Source organism: Terrabacter sp. 2TAF16 (assembly GCF_052115065.1).
Classification (GTDB): Bacteria; Actinomycetota; Actinomycetes; order Actinomycetales; family Dermatophilaceae; genus Terrabacter.
In genome coordinates, this window is record NZ_JBFRFZ010000006.1 from 660,790 (window position 1) to 683,192 (window position 22,403).

Annotated in this window: 19 protein-coding genes; 6 read left to right on the top strand and 13 right to left on the bottom strand. The window is 70.5% G+C overall.

Features of this window, described 5'->3' with window-relative positions:
* Positions 1-123: 123 nt before the first annotated feature.
* Positions 124-2,016 (bottom strand): protein kinase domain-containing protein, encoded by a 1,893-nt coding sequence (locus tag AB4Z14_RS11940; RefSeq protein WP_442275349.1) that lies wholly within the window; start codon positions 2,014-2,016, stop codon positions 124-126.
* Positions 2,017-2,115: 99 nt separating this feature from the next.
* On the bottom strand, positions 2,116-2,547 hold the full coding sequence (locus AB4Z14_RS11945; protein ID WP_442275350.1) for a CBS domain-containing protein: 432 nt from the start codon (positions 2,545-2,547) through the stop codon (positions 2,116-2,118).
* 203 nt (positions 2,548-2,750) lie between these two features.
* On the opposite strand from AB4Z14_RS11945, the gene AB4Z14_RS11950 reads away from it, so the two are divergent.
* Together AB4Z14_RS11950 and otsB are read left to right on the top strand one after the other, a co-directional pair.
* Positions 2,751-4,313 carry an alpha,alpha-trehalose-phosphate synthase (UDP-forming) gene (locus tag AB4Z14_RS11950; protein WP_442275351.1) on the top strand — a complete coding sequence of 521 codons (1,563 nt, stop codon included), beginning with the start codon at positions 2,751-2,753 and terminating at the stop codon, positions 4,311-4,313.
* Positions 4,310-5,113, top strand: a complete 804-nt coding sequence (gene otsB / locus AB4Z14_RS11955) for a trehalose-phosphatase (protein ID WP_442275352.1) — start codon at positions 4,310-4,312, stop codon at positions 5,111-5,113. The genes AB4Z14_RS11950 and otsB overlap by 4 nt, the downstream gene beginning before the upstream one ends.
* Positions 5,114-5,221: 108 nt before the next feature.
* Here the strand turns inward: otsB and AB4Z14_RS11960 are convergent, their stop codons facing one another.
* From AB4Z14_RS11960 to AB4Z14_RS11980, 5 genes are all read right to left on the bottom strand, one after another.
* Entirely contained in the window at positions 5,222-6,235 is a 1,014-nt protein-coding gene (locus AB4Z14_RS11960; RefSeq protein WP_020145689.1) for a LacI family DNA-binding transcriptional regulator, read from the bottom strand.
* A gap of 1 nt (position 6,236) precedes the next feature.
* Positions 6,237-8,123, bottom strand: a complete 1,887-nt coding sequence (locus tag AB4Z14_RS11965; protein ID WP_442275353.1) for a glycoside hydrolase family 13 protein — start codon at positions 8,121-8,123, stop codon at positions 6,237-6,239.
* The gene (locus AB4Z14_RS11970; protein ID WP_442275354.1) at positions 8,120-9,064 is read right to left on the bottom strand and encodes a sugar ABC transporter permease; all 945 of its coding nucleotides are present in this window, start codon (positions 9,062-9,064) and stop codon (positions 8,120-8,122) included. The genes AB4Z14_RS11965 and AB4Z14_RS11970 overlap by 4 nt, the downstream gene beginning before the upstream one ends.
* The gene (locus AB4Z14_RS11975; protein WP_442275355.1) at positions 9,064-10,608 is read right to left on the bottom strand and encodes an ABC transporter permease subunit; all 1,545 of its coding nucleotides are present in this window, start codon (positions 10,606-10,608) and stop codon (positions 9,064-9,066) included. Before AB4Z14_RS11975 ends, AB4Z14_RS11970 begins: the two co-directional genes overlap by 1 nt.
* Positions 10,609-10,758: 150 nt before the next feature.
* Positions 10,759-12,081 carry a sugar ABC transporter substrate-binding protein gene (locus AB4Z14_RS11980; protein WP_442275356.1) on the bottom strand — a complete coding sequence of 441 codons (1,323 nt, stop codon included), beginning with the start codon at positions 12,079-12,081 and terminating at the stop codon, positions 10,759-10,761.
* A gap of 268 nt (positions 12,082-12,349) precedes the next feature.
* Here AB4Z14_RS11980 and AB4Z14_RS11985 point away from each other — a divergent pair, with 268 nt between their 5' ends.
* The 3 genes from AB4Z14_RS11985 to AB4Z14_RS11995 all read left to right on the top strand — a co-directional run bounded on the left by AB4Z14_RS11985 (position 12,350) and on the right by AB4Z14_RS11995 (position 15,481).
* Positions 12,350-13,453 (top strand): ABC transporter ATP-binding protein, encoded by a 1,104-nt coding sequence (locus tag AB4Z14_RS11985; protein WP_028785824.1) that lies wholly within the window; start codon positions 12,350-12,352, stop codon positions 13,451-13,453.
* A 127-nt stretch (positions 13,454-13,580) separates the two neighbouring features.
* Positions 13,581-14,240, top strand: coding sequence for a Pr6Pr family membrane protein (locus AB4Z14_RS11990; protein ID WP_442275357.1), 660 nt, complete (start codon positions 13,581-13,583; stop codon positions 14,238-14,240).
* Complete coding sequence (locus AB4Z14_RS11995; RefSeq protein ID WP_442275358.1) at positions 14,237-15,481, top strand: DUF4032 domain-containing protein; 1,245 nt, start codon at positions 14,237-14,239, stop codon at positions 15,479-15,481. The genes AB4Z14_RS11990 and AB4Z14_RS11995 overlap by 4 nt, the downstream gene beginning before the upstream one ends.
* Positions 15,482-15,541: 60 nt before the next feature.
* Here the strand turns inward: AB4Z14_RS11995 and AB4Z14_RS12000 are convergent, their stop codons facing one another.
* The 4 genes from AB4Z14_RS12000 to cysS form a co-directional block, all read right to left on the bottom strand.
* Positions 15,542-16,060: a vitamin K epoxide reductase family protein gene (locus tag AB4Z14_RS12000; RefSeq protein WP_442275359.1), complete on the bottom strand. Its 519-nt coding sequence runs from the start codon at positions 16,058-16,060 to the stop codon at positions 15,542-15,544.
* A gap of 28 nt (positions 16,061-16,088) precedes the next feature.
* The gene (locus AB4Z14_RS12005) at positions 16,089-16,940 is read right to left on the bottom strand and encodes a DUF929 family protein (RefSeq protein ID WP_442275360.1); all 852 of its coding nucleotides are present in this window, start codon (positions 16,938-16,940) and stop codon (positions 16,089-16,091) included.
* A 247-nt stretch (positions 16,941-17,187) separates the two neighbouring features.
* Positions 17,188-18,159 (bottom strand): 23S rRNA (guanosine(2251)-2'-O)-methyltransferase RlmB, encoded by a 972-nt coding sequence (rlmB, locus tag AB4Z14_RS12010; RefSeq protein ID WP_442275361.1) that lies wholly within the window; start codon positions 18,157-18,159, stop codon positions 17,188-17,190.
* Position 18,160: 1 nt separating this feature from the next.
* Entirely contained in the window at positions 18,161-19,660 is a 1,500-nt protein-coding gene (gene cysS, locus AB4Z14_RS12015; protein ID WP_442275362.1) for a cysteine--tRNA ligase, read from the bottom strand.
* Positions 19,661-19,778: 118 nt separating this feature from the next.
* On the opposite strand from cysS, the gene AB4Z14_RS12020 reads away from it, so the two are divergent.
* The gene (locus AB4Z14_RS12020) at positions 19,779-20,528 is read left to right on the top strand and encodes a hypothetical protein (RefSeq protein WP_442275363.1); all 750 of its coding nucleotides are present in this window, start codon (positions 19,779-19,781) and stop codon (positions 20,526-20,528) included.
* 72 nt (positions 20,529-20,600) lie between these two features.
* Here the strand turns inward: AB4Z14_RS12020 and AB4Z14_RS12025 are convergent, their stop codons facing one another.
* Both AB4Z14_RS12025 and AB4Z14_RS12030 read right to left on the bottom strand, forming a co-directional pair.
* Positions 20,601-21,275, bottom strand: a complete 675-nt coding sequence (locus tag AB4Z14_RS12025) for an MBL fold metallo-hydrolase (protein ID WP_442275364.1) — start codon at positions 21,273-21,275, stop codon at positions 20,601-20,603.
* Positions 21,272-22,354 (bottom strand): S-(hydroxymethyl)mycothiol dehydrogenase, encoded by a 1,083-nt coding sequence (locus tag AB4Z14_RS12030; RefSeq protein ID WP_442275365.1) that lies wholly within the window; start codon positions 22,352-22,354, stop codon positions 21,272-21,274. The genes AB4Z14_RS12025 and AB4Z14_RS12030 overlap by 4 nt, the downstream gene beginning before the upstream one ends.
* Positions 22,355-22,403 lie beyond the last annotated feature (49 nt).

Sequence of the window (22,403 nt, forward strand, 5' to 3'; positions counted from 1 at the left end):
GTGATCTTTTTTTCAGCCCCAGATGCAGGTCGATGCGCTATGCACACAGGCCTCGCACAGGGGCCGCCCGGGCGCCCCACAGGCCCCGGCCCCGCACGCTCAACCGTCTCGCGCGCCGAGCCGTCACTTCCCGAACGGGTTCGTCGTGAACGGGTCCCACGTGAGGCTCGACCCGTGCTGCAGGGCCACGAGCGCAGCCGCGACGCCGAAGACGGCGAGCAGCCCGGACACGATCTGCGCGGCCAGGCCGGCCGGCACGAGGCGCCGCGCCATCGAGCGCGAACCGCGTCGCAGCGAGGCGCCGCCGGGGCCCCACCACAGCATGAGCAGGCCGAGGACACCGCCGATCGCGAGCGTGATCGGTGTGCCCGGGCCGAGGTCGGTCCCCTGCGTGCCGGCGAGGAGCAGGGCGGCCGCGAAGACGCCGGCGAGCGCCACCGCCACGGGCAGGAGCAGCCCGACCCCGGTTGCGATGATGCCGACGACGAGGTGCCACGGGCTCGACACGACGGCGAAGGGCACGTCGCTGCGGCGGCGGCCGAAGTCGTAGCGGCGCAGCACGAGCGCCGTGACCGAGCGGTCGGTGGCCCGGGCGAGCGCCGACAGGACGACGAGCACGACGAGGGCGATGCCCGGCCACGCCATGAGGGCACCGACCCAGGCGATCGCGACAGCGGCGAGCAGTCCGGTGCGCATCGGCAGTCCGATGCGCGGGTCGCCCTCGCGCTGGGCGGGCTCGTCGTCCTCGTCCCACTCGTCGTCGGGCCAGTAGCCGTCCTGCGGAGCCGGCTCGACGTCCTGCCCGCCGCGCCCGTGCCGGGCATCGTAGGCCTGGGCGCCGCCCCAGTCGTCCGGCGACGCGGGCTCGTCGTCCCAGCCGTGGTCGTATGCCGCCGGGCCGGGGTCGGACGACCGCGGACCGGTCGGGGGCGGGGCCCACCGCACCGGGTTCGCCGCGGCCGCGCCAGCGCCCACCGCGCCCACCGCGCCCACCGCGCCTGCCGTGCCTGCTGTGCCGACGGGCGGCATGACGGCGGTGCTGCCGTGCTGCACGACCTGGGTGTCTCCGGGGGTCGCGCTGACGCGGCCGTCGTCCCACGGGTTGCCGCTCGGCGTCGGCACGGTCGCCGCGCGGCCGGCGGCGTAGAGCTCGAGCGCTGCGATGACCTCGTCGGCGTGAGGGCGAAGCCGCGGATCGGGAGAGAGGGACGCGCGCAGCAGCGGCACGAGGCGCGGGTCGACCCCCTCGAGGTCGACGTCGCCGGCACGGACGCGGGTGAGCACGGCGTCCATGCGGGCGCGGCCGAACGGCGGACGGCCCGACGCGGCATACGTGATCGTGGCGGCCCAGCCCCACCAGTCGGTGGCGTCGGTGATGGCGGCACCTTCGACGAGCTCGGGCGAGAGGTAGCCGGGCGTGCCCATGACGAGCCCGCCGACGGTGTGGCGCACGTCGTCCTGCAGGTGCGCGATGCCGAAGTCGATGAGGACCGGGTCGCCGTCCTCGATGAGGACGTTGCCCGGCTTGATGTCGCGGTGGACGACCCCGCACGCGTGGATGGCGCGGATCGCCTCGGCGATCCCGCGGGCCAGGCGAAGCAGGTCCGCCGGGGCCAGCGGGCCGTGGTCCTCGACGACCTCGTCGAGGGCCGGGCCGGGCACGTAGCGGGTCACGATGTAGGGGCGGGGCGCCATGACGTCGGCGTCGATGACGCTCGCGACCCGCGCGTCGCGGATGCGCGAGAGGGTGTCGACCTCACGGGACAGTCGCTGCCGGGCGTCGGCGTCGTGCGCGACGTGGGCGCGCAGGACCTTGATCGCGACGGCACGGCCGCGCGGGTCGAGGGCGAGGTGGACCACGCCCATGCCGCCCTCGCCGATCTCCTCGATGAGGCGGTACGGGCCGATCCGCTGCGGGGACCCCGGCCCGCCGGGGCGCGCTGCCACGGGCACGCCACCGGTGCGCGCGCCGGGCCGCGGGTTGGGCACCCGCTCGGTCCGGTCGTACGCAGTCATACCCCTACGGTATGCGACACGGGCGCCACGGCAGGAACCCTGCGGCAGCGAGCCGCGGAGTGTCCTGGTTCGTCGGTTCTGTCCGGTTTCTCCGGGGCGTCAGCTGCTGATGTAGTCGCGCAGCTGGTCGCGCTCGGACTGGAGCTCGGAGAGCCGGTGCTTGACGATGTCGCCGATGCTGACGATCGCGGCGAGCTTGCCGTCGGCGTCGACGATCGGCACGTGGCGCACTCGCATCTCCGTCATCGTCCCGGCGAGGTCGGCGATGTTGTCGTCGGCCGAACCGGTGGTGACCTCGCTCGTCATGATCTGCGACACCGGCGCCTCGAGCACGCTCGTGCCGGTGCTGTGGAGGTGCCGGACGATGTCGCGCTCGCTGACGATCCCGTCCACGCTCGTGCCGTCCGTGCTCACCACGACCGCGCCGATGCGGTGCTCGGCCAGCAGGCCGAGCAGGCCGGCGACCGTCTCGTCGGGCTTGATGGTGATGACCTCGCTGCCCTTCTTGCGCAGCACGTCAGAAATCTTCACGGCGACTCCTTCACCTCGGCGCGATGCCCTCAGGCGGCCACCCGCTCCACCAGAGATGCCCTGTATCGACCCTAGAGCGGGACCGCACCGGGCGCCACCGTTCGCTCGTTAGAGTGGGACCGATCGCGCCCCGCGGCGCCCCTCCCCCGGGTCTGGGTACGTCGAGGGCCGTGCCCTCCCCTCGAGCAGCAGGAGCTGATTGCGTGTCGACCCCTCGGCCGACCTACGACCTCGTCATCGCCGCGAACCGCCTGCCCGTCGACAAGGTCGTCACCGACGACGGCGCGGTCGAGTGGCGACGCAGTCCCGGCGGCCTCGTCACGGCCATGGAGTCGGTGATGCGCACGCAGCCCGGCGCCTGGGTCGGCTGGGCCGGAGACGCCGGTGAGGCACCCGAGCCGTTCGACGAGGACGGCATCCACCTGCACCCCGTGCCGCTGTCGACCGACGAGGTCCGGGACTACTACGAGGGCTTCTCCAACGACACCCTGTGGCCGATCTACCACGACGTCATCGTGCCCGCGACCTTCCACCGCGAGTGGTGGTCGAGCTACCAGACGGTCAACCGTCGCTTCGCCGAGGCCGTCGCCGAGGTCGCGGCCGAGGGCGCCACCGTGTGGGTGCAGGACTACCAGCTCCAGCTGGTCCCTGCCCTCGTGCGCCAGCTGCGGCCCGATGTGCGCATCGGGTGGTTCAACCACATCCCCTTCCCGCCCGTCGAGCTCTTCGCCCAGCTGCCGTGGCGGGCCCAGCTGCTCGAGGGCCTGCTCGGAGCCGACTTCCTCGGCTTCCAGCGCCAGGCCGACGCCCGCAACTTCGTGCGCGCCTGCCGCCAGCTGCTCGGCGCCGCGACCAAGCGCGACCGCGTCACCGTCGAGGGTGCCCACCGCCAGGTCCGGGCGGCGGCCATCCCGATCTCCGTCGACTTCCAGGGACTCGAGGAACTGGCCAAGCGCCCCGACGTCATGGAGCGCGCTCGCGAGATCCGCGAGAGCCTCGGCAACCCCAAGGTCCTCATGCTCGGTGTCGACCGGCTCGACTACACCAAGGGCATCCGGCACCGTCTCAAGGCCTACGAGGAGCTGCTGAGCGAGCGCCGCATCGGGCCGCCCGACGTCACGCTCGTGCAGGTCGCCACCCCGAGCCGCGAGCGCGTCGATGCCTACCGCAACCTCAAGATCGAGATCGAGCAGACCGTCGGCCGCATCAACGGCGACCTCGGCAAGATCGGCGCCCCGGCCGTCCACTACCTGCACCACTCCTACCCGCGCGAGGAGATGGCGGCCCTCTTCCAGGCCGCAGACGTCATGCTCGTCACCCCGCTCCGCGACGGCATGAACCTCGTTGCCAAGGAGTACGTCACGTGCCGCCATGACCTCGGGGGCGCCCTCGTGCTGTCGGAGTTCACCGGCGCGTGGCACGAGCTGCACCAGGCCTTCGCGTGCAACCCGCACGACATCGAGGGGCTCAAGCAGACGATCCTGCGCGCCATCAACACCCCGGCCAAGGACAAGCAGCGGATCATGAAGGCGCTCCGCCGCCGCGTGTCCGACCACGACGTCCAGCGCTGGGCGGCCCGCTACCTCGCCGCGCTCGCCGCGGCGCCCGAGATGCCGGGGGCCGAGTCGCGCCCGCGGCCCACACCGCACGCTGAGGAGACACCGCTCATGCCGGCGCCCAGCGAGTCGTCCGGCACGTCGTCCGACCGTCCGGGCAGCGACTCCCGCGACGAATCCCGCAGCGCGACGGACGGGACGCGGTCATGAGCACCGGCGCACCGACCACCGAGGCCCTCGAGGCCGCGGCCTCCGCGGACGTCCTGCTCGTCGCGACCGACTTCGACGGGGTGCTCGCGCCGTTCGACGCCGACCCGATGCAGGCCACTCCCGTCGAGGGCACCGTCGAGACGCTCCGGTCGCTCGCGAGCCTGCCCGGCGTGCACGTCGCCGTCGTCTCGGGCCGCGACCTCGGCACGCTGCGTGAGCTCACCGGCATCACCGAGGACGATCCGATCGTCCTCATCGGCAGCCATGGCGCCGAGTCGTCGAGCCCGGCCGTGCGCGAGGCCATGGAGGCGGCCGCCGTCACCCCCGACGACGAGGTGACGCTCGCCCAGCTGCGCACCGACATCGAGGCCCTCGTCAAGGAGCATCACCCCGAGGCCGGCATCGAGTACAAGTCGGCCGCCGTCGTCGTCCACGTCCGGGGCATCCCGCGCGAGACCGGCGACGCCGCGATCGCCGACGCCCGGCGGGTCGCCCTCGACCACCCCGGCGTCAAGGTGCTCAAGGGCAAGTCGGTGCTCGAGCTGTCGGTCTCCCACGCGGACAAGGGATCCGCGGTCACCGCCCTCGGCCGCCACGTCGGCGCCGTCGCACGCGTCTACCTCGGCGACGACGTCACTGATGAGGATGCGTTCATGCGGATGCGTCGACCCGAGGACATCACGGTCAAGGTCGGCACCGGCTCCACGGCCGCCCGCTATCGCGTCGACGACGAGCAGGCGGTGGCCGCACTGCTGACGCATCTCGAGCAGCTCAGCTCCGCCGCCCACGCCCCGAGCTGACGGACGCGACCGGGCCACCCGGCATACGCACCCGAAGATCAGGGCGCCACGGCCCCCGAACCGTCGGTCAGGGCAGGTATGCCGTCCGCTGGCGTCGGGTGACGCCCCTCAGTGGCGCCGGACGGCGCCGGTCGACCCGCGGACCACGAGCTCGGGGCGGAAGACGTACTCCGCTCGGGGAGAAGGTTGCCCGGCGATCTCGTCGAGCAGGGCGCGCACGGTCGCAGCACTCATCGCGTTGACGCTCTGGCGAACCGTCGTCAGGGGTGGGTCGGTGAAGGCGATGAGCGTCGAGTCGTCGTAGCCGACGACCGAGAAGTCGCGCGGCACGTTGAGACCGCGCTTGCGAGCCTCGCGGATCGCACCGAGAGCCATGAGGTCCGAGCCGCACACGACGGCCGTGGCGCCGCGGTCGAGGAGGCGGCCGGCCGCCGTCGCGCCGCCCTCGACGCTGAACAGCGAGCGCTCGATGAGGTCGTCGACGTCGGAGCGACCCGTCAGCTCCTGCATCGAGTGGCGGAACCCGGCGATCTTGCGGATGACCGGCACGTAGCGGTCGGGTCCGACCGCGAGGCCGATCTCGCGGTGCCCGAGGCTCACGAGGTGCTCGAGCGCGAGCCCCATCGAGGCGACGTCGTCGTTGCTGATGAAGGGCGCGTCGACACCCTCGATGTAACCGTTGACGAGCACGAGCGGCAGGTTGCGGTCACGCAGCGCGACGTAGCGGGCCGAGTCGGTCGTCGTGTCGGCATGCAGGCCGGAGATGAAGATGATGCCGGCGACACCGCGCTCGAGGAGCATCTGGACATAGTCGTCCTCGTGGACTCCCCCGGCGACCTGGGTGCACAGCACCGGGGTGTAGCCGTTCTGCGCGAGGGAGTTCTCGATGATCTGTGCGAACGCCGGGAAGATCGGGTTGGTCAGCTCGGGGACGATGAGCCCCACCAACCCGGCGCTCTTGCGCCGCAGGCGACTCGGCCGGTCGTAGCCGAGGACGTCGAGCGCCGTCAGCACGGCCTGGCGGGTCGACTCGGCCACCCCGGGCTTGCCGTTGAGCACCCGTGACACGGTGGCCTCCGACACGCTCGCCTGGTCGGCGATGTCACGCAGTCTTGCCTTCACGTCACCTCCCCCTTCGTCGCACGTGTCGTGGACCGTCGTCGGTCGGGCGCCACGTCCAGATGCTGACCCCGGGCCCGCTGGCGCTCAGTGTGACAGCACGCTTGCCGACCTTCGGACGCGGTCCGTATGCCGGTGTGCCCGACTCGATTCCCGCGAGGTGTCGCGGGTCGAGGACGACGGGCTCGTGCGCCGCGCGCGCCACGTGCACCAGTGCCACCTCGTCGAGCGTCTCGCGGAGGTAGACCATGGCATCGCCCTCGGCGTGCACCCAGCGCAGACCTCCACGCCGCAGCGCGACCGAGCGCTGGCGCGCCTGGATCAGGCCCCGATAGACGGCGAGCGTGTCTGCGTCCCAAGCGTTCTCGTCCCACGGCATCGGACGGCGACCGTCCTCGCCGAAGGTTCCCTCCATGCCGATCTCGTCGCCGTAGGTCATCATCGGCATCGACGGGAAGGTCATGAGCAGGCCGACAGCCGTCTCGACGGCGTCGGGGCCGACGAGGGTGCGGATCCGCGGCACGTCGTGGGACCCGACGAGGTTGAAGGAGTGGACGAGCGACTGCCAGGCGATCCGTGACGTGAAGTCACGCATCGTCTCGACGACCGCACCGGCTTCGAGGAGCGGCAGCGGCACGGGGGCACCGAGGAAGCGCGGGTCCTTCGGCTCCTCGCGCAGCCACGTCCACGTCGGCTTGCAGAAGCCGGCGTAGTTCATGACGCCGTGCCAGCCGTCGCCGGGCATGTCGGGCGTGTAGTCGTGGAAGTGCTCCCCGACGAGCAGGGCGTCCGGCGCGACCCGGCCCATGACGTCACGCATCTGTCGGGCGACGTCGTGGTTGACGTCGGTGGCACGCCAGCGACCGGTCATGTTCGCGACGTCGACGCGCCATCCGTCGAGCCCGCCCGAGCGGCCCAGCCACTTGCGTACGACCCCCTGGGGGTCCTCGAAGATGCGGTGTCGCAGGGCGGCGTTCAGGTGGTTGAGCTTCGGCAGGGACGGGACGCCGAGCCAGGCGACGTAGGTCCCGTCCTCCCAGATGTAGTAGTCGCGCTCGGGCGTGTTCTTCCCGCCCGGACCGGCCGCCTTGAGGAACCACTCGTGGGCGTTGCCCGTGTGGTTGGTCGTGAAGTCGCCCATCACCTTCATGCCGCGATCGTGGGCTGCCTTGGTGAGCCGGCGCAGGGCCGGGGCCCCGCCGAGGATCGGGTCGATCTGCTCGAACGACGACGCGTCGTAGCGGTGGTTGGAGCGCGCCGGGAAGAAGGGCGTCATGTAGACGACGTCGACGCCGAGCGACTCGAGGTGGTCGAGGTGCTCGGTGATGCCGTCGAGGTCGCCGCCGTAGAGCTGGTGGGCGACACCCTTCGGGCTGAGGTCGACCGGGTCGGACCAGGCCGCGGCGACGGCCCAGTCGGGCGTCTCGTGCTTGTCGGCACCCTTCGAGCGCGCGAAGCGGTCGGGGAAGATCTGGTAGACGACCGACCCCAGTGCCCACTCGGGCGGCGGCGTGGCGTGCGCCACGAACCGGAAGTCGCTCGCGTCGGGGACGTCCCGATCGTGGACGCCGGTCCCGTTGAGCCACGCGTACTTCGTCGGGCCGCCCGTGAGCAGGAAGCGGTAGTTCGTGACCGGGTTGTGGCAGGTCAGGGTGGCACGCCACCAGTCGTCGGCGCCCGTGGTGCGGACCTTGCGCGCCACCGTGAAGGTCGCCTCGCCGTCGGGCGAGGTGCGCACGTGGACGGCCTCGACCCCGGCCTCGAGCGGGACGCGCACGAGCACGTCGACGCGGTCGCCGAGCCGGGGCGCCTGGTTGGAGACGTACCGCCCCGACCCGTCGTGGTGCGGCTGGCTCAGCCACGTCAGCTGGCGGGTCGGGGCAGGCGTCACTTCACGGATCCCGTGGTCAGGCCACCGACCAGCTGACGCTGGAAGGCGAGGTAGAGCAGCATGACGGGGATCGAGCCGAGCAGGGCGCCGGCCGTGAACCGCCCGAAGAGGGTGTTCGCGTCGTTGCCGAGCGTCATGCCGTAGAGGCCGACACCGAGCGTCTGGTTGTCGACGTCGGTGAGGAAGACGCTCGCCAGCATGAACTCGCCGTAGAGGCCGACGAAGACGAGCATGAAGACCGTCACGAGGATCGGCATGACCAGGCGCAGCGTCATCGTGAAGAAGATGCGAACGTGGCTCGCGCCGTCGACGATCGCCGCCTCGTCGAGCTCGCGCGGCACGGTGTCGAAGTAGCCCTTGAGGAGCCACACGTTGGCCCCGAGCGCCCCACCGAGATAGGCGAGGATCAGACCGGTGACGGTGTTGAGGCCGAGGGCCGGCAGCACGTCACCGATGCCCGCGAAGATGATGTACAGCGCGACGATGGCGAGCAGCGCCGGGAAGAACGTCGTCAGCAGCAGGAACATCATGCCGCCCCGGCGGCCCTTGAACCGCAGGCGCGAGAAGGCGAAGGCCGCGCACGCGCCGATGAAGACCGCGCCCAGCGCCCCCGAGAGCGAGATGATCATCGAGTTCTTGTACCAGGTCCAGAACGGGCGCGAGCTGTCGGTGAAGAGGTCGGTGAAGTTCTTCGTCGAGAAGCCCGAGGGCCACAGGCTCGCCGTGTTGAGCGTGCCGCTGGGGTTCGTCGCGGCCGAGTAGATGAAGAGGATCGGGAAGAGCGCCCACATCAGGGCGAGGATGCCCAGGGCGTGGCGCCACCACACCGAGCCGCCGAGACCGCCACGCTTGGGCGAGGCCGGCGTGCTGGCACCGGTCTCCTCCGTGATGCGGGTGTCCATGCGCGGGTCGGCAGGGACGGGAGCGTTGACGGTCGCCATCAGTTGACCTCCTCAAGGGCCTTGGTGCGACGGAAGCCCGGGATGCTCATCAGCGCCACGAGCAGGAAGATGATCACGGACACGGCGGCCGCGAAGCCGTAGTTGGGCGCGCTGCCCGAGAAGGCCAGGCGGTACGCGTACGTGATGAGCAGGTCGCTCGAGCCGATGCTCGTGTCGGCGCCGTTGAACGGGCCACCCTTGGTGAGCAGGTAGATGAGCCCGAAGTTGTTGAAGTTGAACGCGAACGACGCGAGCAGCAGCGGGCCGACGGCCACGAGCAGCAACGGCATGATGATCGAGCGGAGCGTCCGGAAGGCGTTCGCGCCGTCGATGATCGCGGCCTCACGCACGTCCTGCGGGATCGACTGGAGCGCGCCCGTGCACACGATGAACATGTACGGGAAGCCCAGCCAGAGGTTCGTGATGAGGATCGCGGCACGGGCTCCGCCCGTCGTTCCGAGCCAGTCGACGTCCAGTCCCAGCGTCTGGTTGATGATGCCGTAGTCCTGGTTGAACATGCCCTTCCACACCAGCGCCGTCACGAAGAACGGCAGGGCGTAGGGAAGGATCAGCAGCGACCGGTAGATGGACTTGCCGCGCAGGCGCGGGTCGTTGAAGAGCAGTGCGATGAGCATGCCCAGCAGGAAGGTCGTGAGCACCGACAGGACTGCGAAGGCGATGTTCCAGATGAAGATGCCGAGGAAGCCGCTTCGGATCGTGCTGTCGGTGAAGATGCGCGAGTAGTTCGCGAGGCCGACGCCCTCCTTCCAACCCTGTGGAAAGGACTGGCTGGGGTCGGCGACGTTGACCCAGCGGGCATCCTTGGGCTCGTACACCGTGGCCGGCGTCGTGGACGTGTCGGTCAGCTTGTCGGCGGCCGGGTCGTAGGTGACCGTGGCCTTGCCCTCGAAGGCCTCTGAGAGACCCACCGGTTTGATGCCACCCCCGTCGCTCGTCGGCACCGCGATGGCCGACAGGTCCTTGCTTCGGGCGTTCGCCTGCTTGGCCGTGAGGACGGTGTAGCCGGGCGCCTTGGTGATCTTGCCGATGGGGGTCTTCTCGACACCGGTCGCAGGTAGCGGCTTGAGACCGGTCTTGTCGCCGACGTACGTGCTGCCGTCGGGCTTGGTGAGGAGCAGGACGAGGTCTGCAGTGGTGGGGTCGCCGCCCTCGGCGGTCGCGACCGACATCTTGTAGCGGGGCGTGTCAGGGACCTCACGCACCGACTGGGCGATGATGTCGGTGACCGACTCCTGCTTGCTGTAGAGGTGTCCATCGCCGTAGTTCGTCGTCGACAGGCTCGCGGTGTAGATGACCGGCCAGAGCTGGAAGAGGGTCATGAAGATCAGACCCGGGACGAGGTACTTGAGCGGGACCGAACGTCTCGTCGCATAGACCACGAGGATTCCCATCCCCACGAGCCCCGCGATGACGACGGCCGTCGTGTTGCCTGCCTGCGCGAGCCTGGTGGCGATCCACAGGATGCCGGCCAGCGTCGCGACGATGAGAACCCACTTGATCGCGAGAGCGATGGGCTTGGTCATGTGACACGTCCTTTTGCGCCGACCCGGCGCCGTTGCCGTAGATGCACGAAGGGGAGCTCTCGCGGAGCTCCCCGGTGGCCCGTGCGCGGGCCGGGTTTCCGGGGTCCGCCCTCAGGACGGACCCCGGAACCCTTGTCAAGACTGAGGAGCTCAGCCCTTGGCGATGTTCGCCGTGATCTCCTTGGCAGCAGCGTCGAGACGCTCCTTCGCGCCGGCCTTGCCGGCGATGATGTCGGCGGTCGCCTGGCCGAAGGGGCCCCACACCGAGTTCATCGCGGGGATGTTCGGCATGGGCGAGCCGTCGATGCCGGCCTCGTACCAGGCCTTGACGTCGGGGTCGCTCGCGGCGACCTCGGCGTAGGCCTCCTTGAGAGCCGGCGGACGCTTGCCGACCTCGAAGAGCGCCAGCTGGACGTCCTTGCGCGGGATGTAGTTCGTGACGAACTCCTGCGCGAGGGCCGCGTTCTTGGCCTTGCTCGAGACGTAGAACATCTGGACACCGAGGAACGGACGCATGGCGCCGCCGCCGGTGAGGCTCGGCAGCGGGGCGATGCCGTAGTTGATGCCGGCTTCCTTCGCCTTGGCGACGCTCCACGGGCCGGAGATCATGAACGGGGTGGCCTTCGTGTCGAAGAGCGCGTCCTGGTTCGTGTCGTCGACGTTGGTCGAGAGGACCTTCTTCTTGCCGAGCTCGGCAAGGACGTCGCCACCCTTGATCGAGTCAGGGGTGTTGACGATGACCTTGTTCGGGTCGTAGTCGCCGTTGGGCTTGATGGCGAAGATGCCGCCCTCGGGGAACGCCGAGAGGTACGGGTAGGCGAAGTACGCGTTGCCGACCTTGGAGACGAACTGGCTGAGGACCTGCTTGGCCTTGCCCTCCTTGACGAGCTTCTCGCCGGTGGCGACGAGCTCGTCCATGGTCTTGGGCGGGTTCGGGACGAGGTCCTTGTTGTACATGAGGCCGATGTTCTCGACGGCGTAGGGCACGCCGTAGGACTGGCCGTTGAACTTGGTGGCCTCGATCGCCTTCGGCAGGAACTTCGCCGCGACGTCGGAGCTGAGGTTGACCGGAGCGACCGTCGAGTTCTGGACGAGCTCGCCGAGCCAGTCATGGGCGCCGACGATGACGTCGGGGCCCTTGCCGACCTTGGTCGCGTCCTTGAACTGGGCGCGGGTGTCGGTCGAGATCTGGACCTTGACGGTCACACCGTTCTCGGCGGCGAACTGGTCGGCATACTTCTGCACGGCCTTCGAGCGGTCGGCGTCGGTCCAGATGACGAGGTCGACGTTGGCGTCACGGACGGGAGCAGCGGTGCCACTCGGCGTCTCCGGGACACCGGTGGTCGTCGCCGCCTTGCTCGTGCCGGCGGCGCCGGTGTCGGACGGGGTGGTGGGGCTGGACCCACCGCAGGCGCTGAGGGCCAGGGCGGCAACACCCGTGACAGCAGCAGCGCCGAGCGCACGCTTGTGCATGGATTCTCCTTTGAAGCCAGGTGGCACACGCCGCCACCGGTGCCCGGAATCTAGCAAGAAGTTGCAGATACCGGGAACCCGCTTGCTGCAATTTTTTGCAACGTTCTGGACACAACACGAATCCGCAGGTCAGAGGGGTGCAGATGGACCAGGGGTGGCCTTCGGGGCGGGCATGGGTCATGATGACGAGGCCTGCTCACCCGGGCAGGCACACCTTTACAACGGATCGTCCGGCACGTTCCTGCCGGTGAAGGAAGGCAATGAAGCCATGGCAACAGTGACGTTCGACAACGCGACGAGGCAGTACCCCGGGAACCCGATTCCCTCCGTCGACAAGCTCAACATCGAGATCGCGGACGGGGAGTTCCTCGTCCTCGTCGGCCCCTCCGGGTGTGGCAAGTCCACCTCCCTGCGCATGCTCGCCGGCCTCGAGGAGGTCAACGGCGGACGCATCCTCATCGGTGACCGCGACGTGACGAACCTGTCCCCCAAGGACCGCGACGTCGCGATGGTCTTCCAGAACTACGCGCTCTACCCGCACATGACGGTCGCCGACAACATGGGCTTCGCGCTCAAGATCGCCGGCGTCGACAAGGCGGAGATCCGCAAGCGCGTCGAGGAGGCCGCCAAGATCCTCGACCTGACGCCGTACCTCGACCGCAAGCCGAAGGCCCTCTCCGGTGGCCAGCGCCAGCGCGTCGCGATGGGTCGTGCGATCGTGCGCTCCCCCCAGGTGTTCCTCATGGACGAGCCGCTCTCCAACCTCGACGCCAAGCTCCGCGTCCAGACCCGCACGCAGATCGCCTCGCTCCAGCGCCGTCTCGGCGTCACGACGGTCTACGTCACGCACGACCAGGTCGAGGCCATGACGATGGGTGACCGCGTCGCGGTGCTCAAGGACGGCATCCTCCAGCAGTGCGACAGCCCGCGCCGCATGTACGACCACCCGGCCAACGTCTTCGTCGCCGGCTTCATCGGCTCGCCGGCCATGAACCTCATGGAGGTGCCGGTCACCGACGGCGGCGTCGACCTGCACGGCCACACCGTCCCCGTGGCGCGTGAGGACCTCGCCAACGTCGGCAAGAACGTCACGCTCGGTGTCCGCCCCGAGGACCTCGAGCTGTCGTCCGACCAGTCGGGCATCCCCGTCACGGTCGACGTCGTCGAGGAGCTCGGCGCCGACGCCTACATCTACGGCTCCACCGAGCAGAAGCTGCTCGAGGCCACCGGCGAGAACGCCGGCGCCGTGCCGTTCATCGCGCGCGTCGACGGTCGCCGCCCCCCGGAGAAGGGCGACAAGATCTACCTCAAGCCGAAGTCCGGCCACGTGCACGTCTTCAACGCCGAGTCGGGGCTGCGCGTCGGCGACTGAGCCACTCGCGTACCACCGCATCACGCCGCTGGGCCGGCACCCTTCCTGGGTGCCGGCCCGGCGCCGTTGTGGCGCAACGCTGGACAGCATCCGGCACCGGGACCTCGGCAAGCCCTAGGCTCCGCGTGTGACCAAGTCGACGATCGGGCGGTACTGGCACGTCGCGACGCTCGTCGTCGCGGTCTTCGCGCTCGCCTTCCAGCTCTACCTCGTGGCGACGGGCGACAACATCCTCGACTCGAGCGCGGTGACGACCACCCGACCCGAGCAGGTGCGGCGCTTCTTCTCCTACTTCACGATCCAGGCGAACTTCCTCGTCGCGGTCTCGACGTTCCTCATCGTGCGCGGACGCATCGAGTCGCAGGTCTTCCGGGTCGTCCGCCTCGCGTCGCTCGTCGGGATCACGGTGACCGGGATCGTCGCCGCCATCGCACTCCCCCCGTCGCCGAACTACACGACGGGCTCTCTCGTCTGCGACCGGCTCCTGCACATCGTCGTGCCGGTCCTCACCTTCGTCGGGTGGGCCGTCTTCGGCCCGCGCGGCAAGGTCACCCGCGAGGACCTGCTGCCCTCGCTCATCTGGCCGGTCCTCTGGCTCGTGGCCACCCTCGCCCTCGGGCCGCTGGTCGACTGGTACCCCTACCCCTTCCTCAACGTCGGCTCCATCGGCCTGGGCCGCACCCTGCTCAACTGCGCCCTCATCGCCGTCCTCTTCCTGGCGCTGGCCGCCCTTGCGCTCTGGGCTGATCGACGCCTGTCGCGCGACCGTGCCACGATGAACGCGTGACGCTCGAGATCACCACCGCCAGGCCCGAGTCCGCCCTGCTCGACCTGCCGTGGTCGACACCGCTGGAGGAGTGGCCCGAGAGCCACCTCGCCGCGCTGCCCCGAGGCATCTCGCGTCACGTCGTGCGCTTCGTCAAGCTCGGGCCGCGCGTCCTCGCCGTCAAGGAGATCAAGGACGACATCGCCGACCGCGAGTACGCCATGCTGCGCAACCTGCGTCGCCTCGACGTGCCGTCGGTCGAGCCGTTCGGTGTCGTCCACGGTCGCACGACGGCCGACGGGGAGCCGCTCGACGCCTGCCTCATCACGCGCCACCTGCAGTTCTCCCTGCCCTACCGCGCGCTCTACAGCCAGAACCTCCGGCCCGACACGGCAGTGCGTCTCATGGACGCGCTGGCGGTCCTGCTCGTGCGCCTGCACCTCGAGGGCTTCTGGTGGGGCGACGTGTCGCTCTCCAACACGCTCTTCCGTCGTGACGCGGGCGCCTTCGCCGCCTACCTCGTGGACGCCGAGACCGGTGAGCTGCACGCACGGCTGTCCAACGGCCAGCGCGAGCACGACCTCGACATCGCCCGGGTCAACATCGCCGGCGAGCTCATGGACCTCGCGGCCGGGGGCTTCCTCGAGGAGCACGCGGACCCCTTCGAGGTGTCTGCATCGGTCATCGAGCGCTACCACACGCTGTGGGACGCCCTCACCGGCACGGAGCGCTTCGAGGTCGGTGACCGCTGGCGGGTCGACGAGCGCATCCGGCGCCTCAACGAGCTCGGCTTCGACGTCGACGAGCTGTCGATGACGACCGACATCGGCGGCACCGAGATCGTCATCACCCCGAAGGTCGTCGACGCGGGCCACCACTCCCGCCGCCTGCTGCGCCTGACCGGCCTCGACGTCGGCGAGAACCAGGCCCGCCGCCTGCTCAACGACCTCGACGCGTACGCCGCCGCGACCGACCGCCAGGGTGACGACGAGGAGATCGTCGCGCACGACTGGCTCGCCAAGATCTACGAGCCGGTGACGCGTGCCGTGCCTCGAGAGCTGACCGGCCGCCTCGAGCCGGCCGAGATCTTCCACGAGGTGCTCGAGCACCGCTGGTACATGAGCGAGCGCGCCGGGCACGACACCCCCATCGAGGACGCGCTGCGCGACTACGTCGCGACGGTGCTGCCGATGAAGCCCGAGGAGAAGTCCGTGGTCGGCGTCGACACCGAGGAGATGCCGGTCATCGGCCGTTTCGACTGAGGACGTATGCCGTCCGGCTGGGTCGAGGTGGTTCGTCGCCGCCCGGCGCGACGGCACACCTCAACCCGCCACGGCGTCCTCGTCGGTGCCCATCGCGAGGTCGTCAGCCGGTCCCGAGAGGATCTGGCCGAAGAGGACGACGATCCAGAGCAGGAACGTCACGACGTGGACGGCCGTGCACCACAGGCAGATCGCGTGGATCCGGTAGAGCTCGGCCCACACGAGGTAGAGCGCCATGCCGAGGCCGATCGTGAGCCAGGCGAGGCGGACGGCGTCGAGCCAGGGCTCCGGCCGCCGCCAGACCGACGGGAGGCAGAGGCCCAGGGCGACGACGAAGAAGACGAGGCCGAGCAGCGCGACGGGCACGCCGATGAGGGTGCTCCACGCGCTCGTCGTCACCTTCGCGCAGTCGACGACGCCGCCGATGCTGCAGGCGAGGGTCGCGTTGGCGGTGAAGTGCTCGAACGTCAGGTAGACCGAGACGATCAGCCCGACGACGGCGAGGCCGACGGACACCGGGGCGAGCCACCCGGGTCGGACTCGCCCGGCACGGACCGGGACGCCGTCGACCGTGGTCACGTCGTCACGCTGCGGGCGCACGCCGACGTCACCGCTTGAGCAGCACGGACGCGGCCGCCACGCCCTGGCTCGTGCAGACGTTGGCGGGCTTGCCCTTGGTCTGGTCGCAGATCTGGGCGGTGATCATGTTGATGGCCGGCGTCACGGTCTTGCCGATGTCGGACGTCGGGTCCTGGATGCCGGCGATGATCTGGTCGTAGGTCTTGCCCTCGAAGGCGTTGGCGTCGACCGTCGCGCCGTCGGTGGCGTGGGTGCCGCCGTAGGTGATCCACGGGATGCCGCCACCGGGGTTGAACTTCTGGAAGAGCGCGAGGTTCTCGCCGTCCAGGGTCTGCAGCGGCTGCTTGTTGCGGTCCTGGGTCTCGACGGCCTCGAACGCGACGACGTCGCTGGTGTACTTCGCGTCCTTGAAGGAGAACGTCGGGGTGTTCGGGTGGACGTCGTCGCTCGAGCTCGTCGTCTCGGTGACACCGGTGAACGTGCCGAAACGGGACAGCGCCCCGATGAGCGCCCAGCGCTCCATCGCGCAGAACGGGCAGTACTCGGCGCCGATGTAGAGCACCTTCGGCTTGCCGTCCTGGGTCAGTGCCGTGCCCCCCTGGAGCTTGGCGGGGGCCTGCTCCGGCGTCGGCGCGGGAGCCTGGTCGAAGAGGGAGGCGGGCAGCTTCTCGAGGGTGGCGAGCGCGGCCGCCCCGCCGCTCGCCGCGGGGGCAGCCTGGGGCCGGTTGGAGATGACGATCCCCAGGACGACCGCGATCACGATGACGACCACCGCGACCGACGCGGCGATGACCTGCGTGCGCTGACGGTCCTTGCGGGCGGCCTCGGCGCGCAGCTGCGCTGCCCTGGCGGCCGTCTCGGCACGGTTGCTCTTCGCCACGAATCTTGTCCTTCGGTCGGTCCCGCTGCGGAGCCGCAGCGCTCGGTTGCGCGCCCTCACCGGCACGTCACGGCGTACTACAGGGCGTAGTGGAGGTCGACAGCACTCTATCGAGCACCACCTGACCAGCGTCGGGCGGGCCGTAGGAGTTCCCTGAGCGTATGCCGGACGGTCGCCAGTGGCCGGATCGTGACCTCGGCCGCCCGCCGCCCGCCACCGGCTGGCCGGCCGGGGTCACCGGCGAGAGTCAGCGGCGGCGCTGGCGGGCGATCTCGTAGAGCGTGACGCCCGTGGCGAGGCCGGCGTTGAGCGACTCGACGGCAGAGCTCATCGGGATCGACACGATCTGGTCGCACGTCTCGCGGACGAGTCGCGAGAGGCCCTTGCCCTCCGACCCGGTCACGATGACGAGCGGCTCCGTCGCGAGGGAGAGGTCAGGCAGCTCGACGTCGCCGTCCATGTCGAGACCGAGGATGAAGAAGCCGGCCTTCTTGAACTCCTCGAGGGCGCGGGTCAGGTTGCTCGCGCGCGCCACGGGGATGCGGGCCGCAGCACCGGCCGACGTCTTCCACGCCGACGCGGTCATCCCGACCGAGCGACGCTCGGGCACGACGACGCCGTGGCCGCCGAAGGCCGCCACGGAGCGCACGATGGCGCCGAGGTTGCGCGGGTCGGTGATGCCGTCGAGCGCCACGACGAGCGGGATGCCGGGCATCTCGGGGTCGATGAGGTCGTTCGGGTGGGCGTACTCGTAGGGCGGCACCTGCAGCGCCATGCCCTGGTGCACGCCGCCGTCGGTGAGGCGGTCGAGCTCGCCACGCGGCGTCTCGAGGATCGCGAGGCCACGCTCGGTCGCGATCTTGAGCGCCTCGCGCACGCGGTCGTCGGTGTCGATGCGGGTGGCGATGTACATCGTCGCCACCGGCACGTCGGCTCGCAGCGCCTCGACGACGGAGTTGCGGCCGTAGACCATCTCGCTCGAGGCCTTGCTGCGGCTCTTCGAGCGGGCCTGGCCGCGTCCGCCCGGTCCGGGCGCACCGGAGCCGGACCGCTTCGCCGCGGCCTTGGCGCGCTGGTGGGCGGGGTGGTACTCGCGCTCGGAGGCCTTGGGCGTGGGGCCCTTGCCCTCGAGTCCGCGGCGGCGCTGGCCGCCGGAGCCCACGGTCGCGCCCTTGCTGTTCTTGCGGATGGCGCCGCGCCGCTGGGAGTTGCCTGGCATGTCAGCCCTGTGCCTTCTCGGCCCGGGGGGCCGCGGTGGGGTGGTCGGTGGTGGTGGCGGTCTCGGCGTCGCCGCGCGCCGGGCGGGCGAGCGACCACTGGGCGCCGGACGGGGTGTCGGTGATCTCGATGCCGACCGCCGTGAGCGTGTCGCGGATCTCGTCGGCCCGCTCGAAGTCGCGCTCCTGGCGGGCGACCTGGCGGGCGTCGAGCTGGGCCCGCACGAGGGCGTCGAGGGCCAGCTCCGAGGCGGCGTCCTCGCGGCTGCCGCCGGAGCCCCAGTGCGCAGCGAGCGGGTTGATGCCGAGCACCTCGGTCATGGCGACGACGGCGGCCGCCGCCTCGAGGGCCGCCTCGTCGTCGTCCTCGTCGAGGGCGCTGTTGCCGGCACGCACCGTGTCGTGCACGACGGCGAGCGCCCCGCTGACGCCGAGGTCATCGTCCATCGAGGCGACGAAGGCGGCCGGGAGCGCGGCAGCCGCCAGGGGCACGATCGTGCCGCGTCGTGCGGCGCGTTCGAGGAAGCCCTCGATGCGCTCGACGGCGGCCGCGGCCTCCTCGAGCGAGCCGGGGTGGTACTCGATCATCGAGCGGTAGTGCGCGGCCGTGAGGTAGTAGCGCAGCACGATCGGTCGCGTCTGCTCGAGCAGGTGACGCACCTCGAGGGCGTTGCCGAGGGACTTGCCCATCTTCTGGCCCTTGACCGTGACCCACGCGTTGTGGAGCCAGTAGCGGGCGAAGCCGAGCCCGGCCGCGCGCGACTGCGCCTGCTCGTTCTCGTGGTGCGGGAAGCGCAGGTCGATGCCACCGCCGTGGATGTCGAACTCGTCGCCGAGCCAGCGTCGGGCCATCGCCGAGCACTCGAGGTGCCAGCCCGGACGACCGGCGCCGAAGGGCGTCGGCCACGACGCGCTCTCGGGCTCGTCGGACTTGTGGCCCTTCCAGAGCGCGAAGTCGCGCGGGTCGCGCTTGCCGCGGGGGTCGGCGTCGTCGGCGCCCACCATGTCGTCGAGCGACTGGCCCGTCAGAGAGCCGTACTCGGGCCACGAGCGCACGTCGAAGTACACGTCGCCGCTGCCGTCGGGGGCGGCATACGCGTGGCCCTTCTCGATGAGCGTCTCCATGAGGGTCACCATGTCGGGGACGTGACCGGTCGCCCGCGGCTCGTAGGTGGCCGGCTCGACGCCGAGCGCGTCGAGCGCCTGCGAGGTGAGGCGCTCGTTGCGGTAGGTCAGGGCGAACCAGTCCTCACCGGCGTCGGCGGCCTTGCGCAGCACCTTGTCGTCGATGTCGGTGACGTTGCGCACGAGCGTGACGTCGTAGCCGTGACCGACCTCGAGCCAGCGGCGCAGCACGTCGAACGCGACGGCGAACCGGATGTGCCCGATGTGCGGCGCACCCTGCGTCGTGAGGCCACAGATGTACATGCCGACCTTGCCCGCCTCGCGCGGCGTGAAGTCGCGCAGCTCCCGGGTCGCGGTGTCGAACAGTCGTAGGCTCACCCGCCGAAGTCTATCGGCGCGTCGCCGCGCACCCGACCACGCACGTACGAGCACGTATGCCGTCCGGCCGGCCCACGAGCGAGCCCTCCCCCGGGCGCCGCGCGGCTACAGTCGGCCCATGGCGCAACCGCGGCTCACGAGCTACGAGCGGCTCGACGGCTCCGAGGTGCGCGCCGTCATCAGCTACCTCGGCGAACGCATCGACACCTACCTGCCGCGCCACCCGGGCCTGCGAGCGGCCACCGAGGAGCTCGGCAAGGTCGTCGACGCCCTCCTCGACCGCCGCCGCCGCGCTCCCGCCCAGCGGGCCGCCCTGGTGTGGGCCTCGCGGGCCCTCATCGTCGTCGTCCTCGTCGTGTCGCTCGTCGCGGTCGGCATCGCGGTGCGTGACGCCGTCGGCCGGGCCGGGTCCGTCGCCGCCTTCGAGTGGCTGCCCGTCGTCGAGAGCCTCATCAACGACCTCGTCTTCGCCGGCATCGCGATCTGGTTCCTCCTGTCGCTCGCCGACCGTGTCGTGCGCAACGACCTCATCCGCCGGCTGCACCGCCTCCGCTCGCTCGCCCACATCATCGACATGCACCAGATGAGCAAGGACCCGGCGGCCCTGCTGCCCGACACCCGGCTCGGCACCGTGGCCGGCGACGAGGTCGTCAGCCCGCGCACGATGTCGGTGCGCGACTACGCCCTCTACCTCGAGTACTGCTCCGAGCTCCTGTCGCTGACGTCCAAGGCCGCCGCCCTGTGCGCCGAGGAGTCGACCGACGCCCTCGTCCTCGACACCGTGAGCGAGATCGAGAACCTCACGACCGGCATGGGCCGCAAGATCTGGCAGAAGATCAGCCTGCTGCGCGACGCGCCCCGCGCCTGAGCGAGCGGGGACCGCCGACCCGGGCACCCGGCATACGCCCGCTTGCGTATGCCGGGTGGCTCGGCAGGTGGGTCAGTGACCCCGGCGGATCCACTCCTCGACGTCCGGCTTCTCGTCGCCGATGGTCGTCGCGCGGCCGTGACCGGTGAGGACGACGGTCTCGGGTGGGAGGGAGAGCAGCTGGTCCTTGATCGAATCGACGATGGTCGGGAAGTCGGAGTAGGACCGACCGGTCGCGCCGGGGCCGCCCTGGAAGAGCGTGTCACCGGTGAAGACGACCCCGAGGTCGCGGGCGTGGAAGCAGCAGGCTCCGGGCGCGTGGCCGGGGGTGTGCAGCACGAAGAGCTCGACGTCGCCGACCTGCACGACGTCGCCGTCGGCGAGGTCCAGCGACGGGGCGAGGTCGGGGTGGCTCTGGTCCCACAGGACGCTGTCGTCGGGGTGCAGCGCGACCTTCGCCCCGGGATGGGCGGCGAGCAGCTCGGGCACGACCGTGACGTGGTCGTCGTGGGCGTGCGTCAGCAGGACGTGGGTGAGGCGGCGGTCACCGACGAGCTCGAGGATCGGGCCGGCATCGTGCGGGGCGTCGATGACGACGCACTCCGTGTCGTCGCCGATCACCCAGACGTTGTTCTCGACCTCCCACGTGCCGCCGTCGAGGCTGAAGGTGCCCGAGGTCGTCGTGTGGTCGATGCGGACGCCGCCCTGCGAGGGCGTGACCCGGTCGCCTGCCGCGTCGGCGCTCACAGCTCGACCACCGATCGCAGGACCTCACCGGCGTGCATCTTGTCGAACGCCGCCTCGATGTCCGCGAGGCCGATCCGCTCGGAGACGAAGGCGTCGAGGTCGAAACGGCCCTGCTTGTAGAGGTCGACGAGCATCGGGAAGTCCCGGCTCGGGAGGCAGTCGCCGTACCAGCTGGACTTGAGGCTGCCCCCACGGCCGAAGATCTCGATCATCGGCAGGGTGACCTGCTGGTCCGGCGTGGGCACGCCGACGAGGACGACGGTGCCGGCGAGGTCTCGCGCGTAGAACGCCTGCTCGTAGGTCTCGGGGCGGCCGACCGCCTCGACGACGACGTCGGCGCCGTTGCCGTCGGTGAGGCTGCGGATCGCCTCGACGGCGTCGGTGTGCGTGCTGTTGACGGTGTGCGTCGCGCCGAAGTGCTTGGCCTGCTCGAGCTTCGCGTCGCTGACGTCGACGGCGATGATCGTCGTCGCGCCGGCCACCTTGGCACCGGCGATCGCGGCGTTGCCGACGCCGCCGCAGCCGATGACGGCGATCGAGTCGCCGCGCCCCACGCCGCCGGTGTTGACGGCCGCACCGAATCCGGCCATGACGCCGCAGCCGAGCAGACCGACGGCAGCGGCGTCGGCCTCGGGCACCTTGGTGCACTGGCCGGCGGCGACGAGCGTCTTCTCGATGAAGGCTCCGATGCCCAGGGCGGGGGTCAGCTCGGTCCCGTCGGTCAGCGTCATCTTCTGCGTGGCGTTGTGCGTGTTGAAGCAGTACCAGGGCTTGCCCTTGGCGCAGGCCCGGCACTGGCCGCACACGGCGCGCCAGTTGAGGATGACGAAGTCGCCCGGGGCGACGTCGGTGACGCCCTCGCCCACGGCCTCGACGTAGCCGGCGGCCTCGTGGCCGAGCAGGAAGGGGTAGTCGTCGTTGATGCCGCCCTCGCGGTAGTGCAGGTCGGTGTGGCACACCCCGCAGGTCTCGATCTTGACGACCGCCTCACCCGGGCCCGGGTCCGGCACGACGACGTCGACGACCTCGACGTCGGCCCCCTTGCTGCGGCTGATGACACCCTTGACGGTCTGCGGCATGTTGGCTCCCTCGGCGTGCGTCCCTGCGGTCCCCTCGATCCTGACAGAC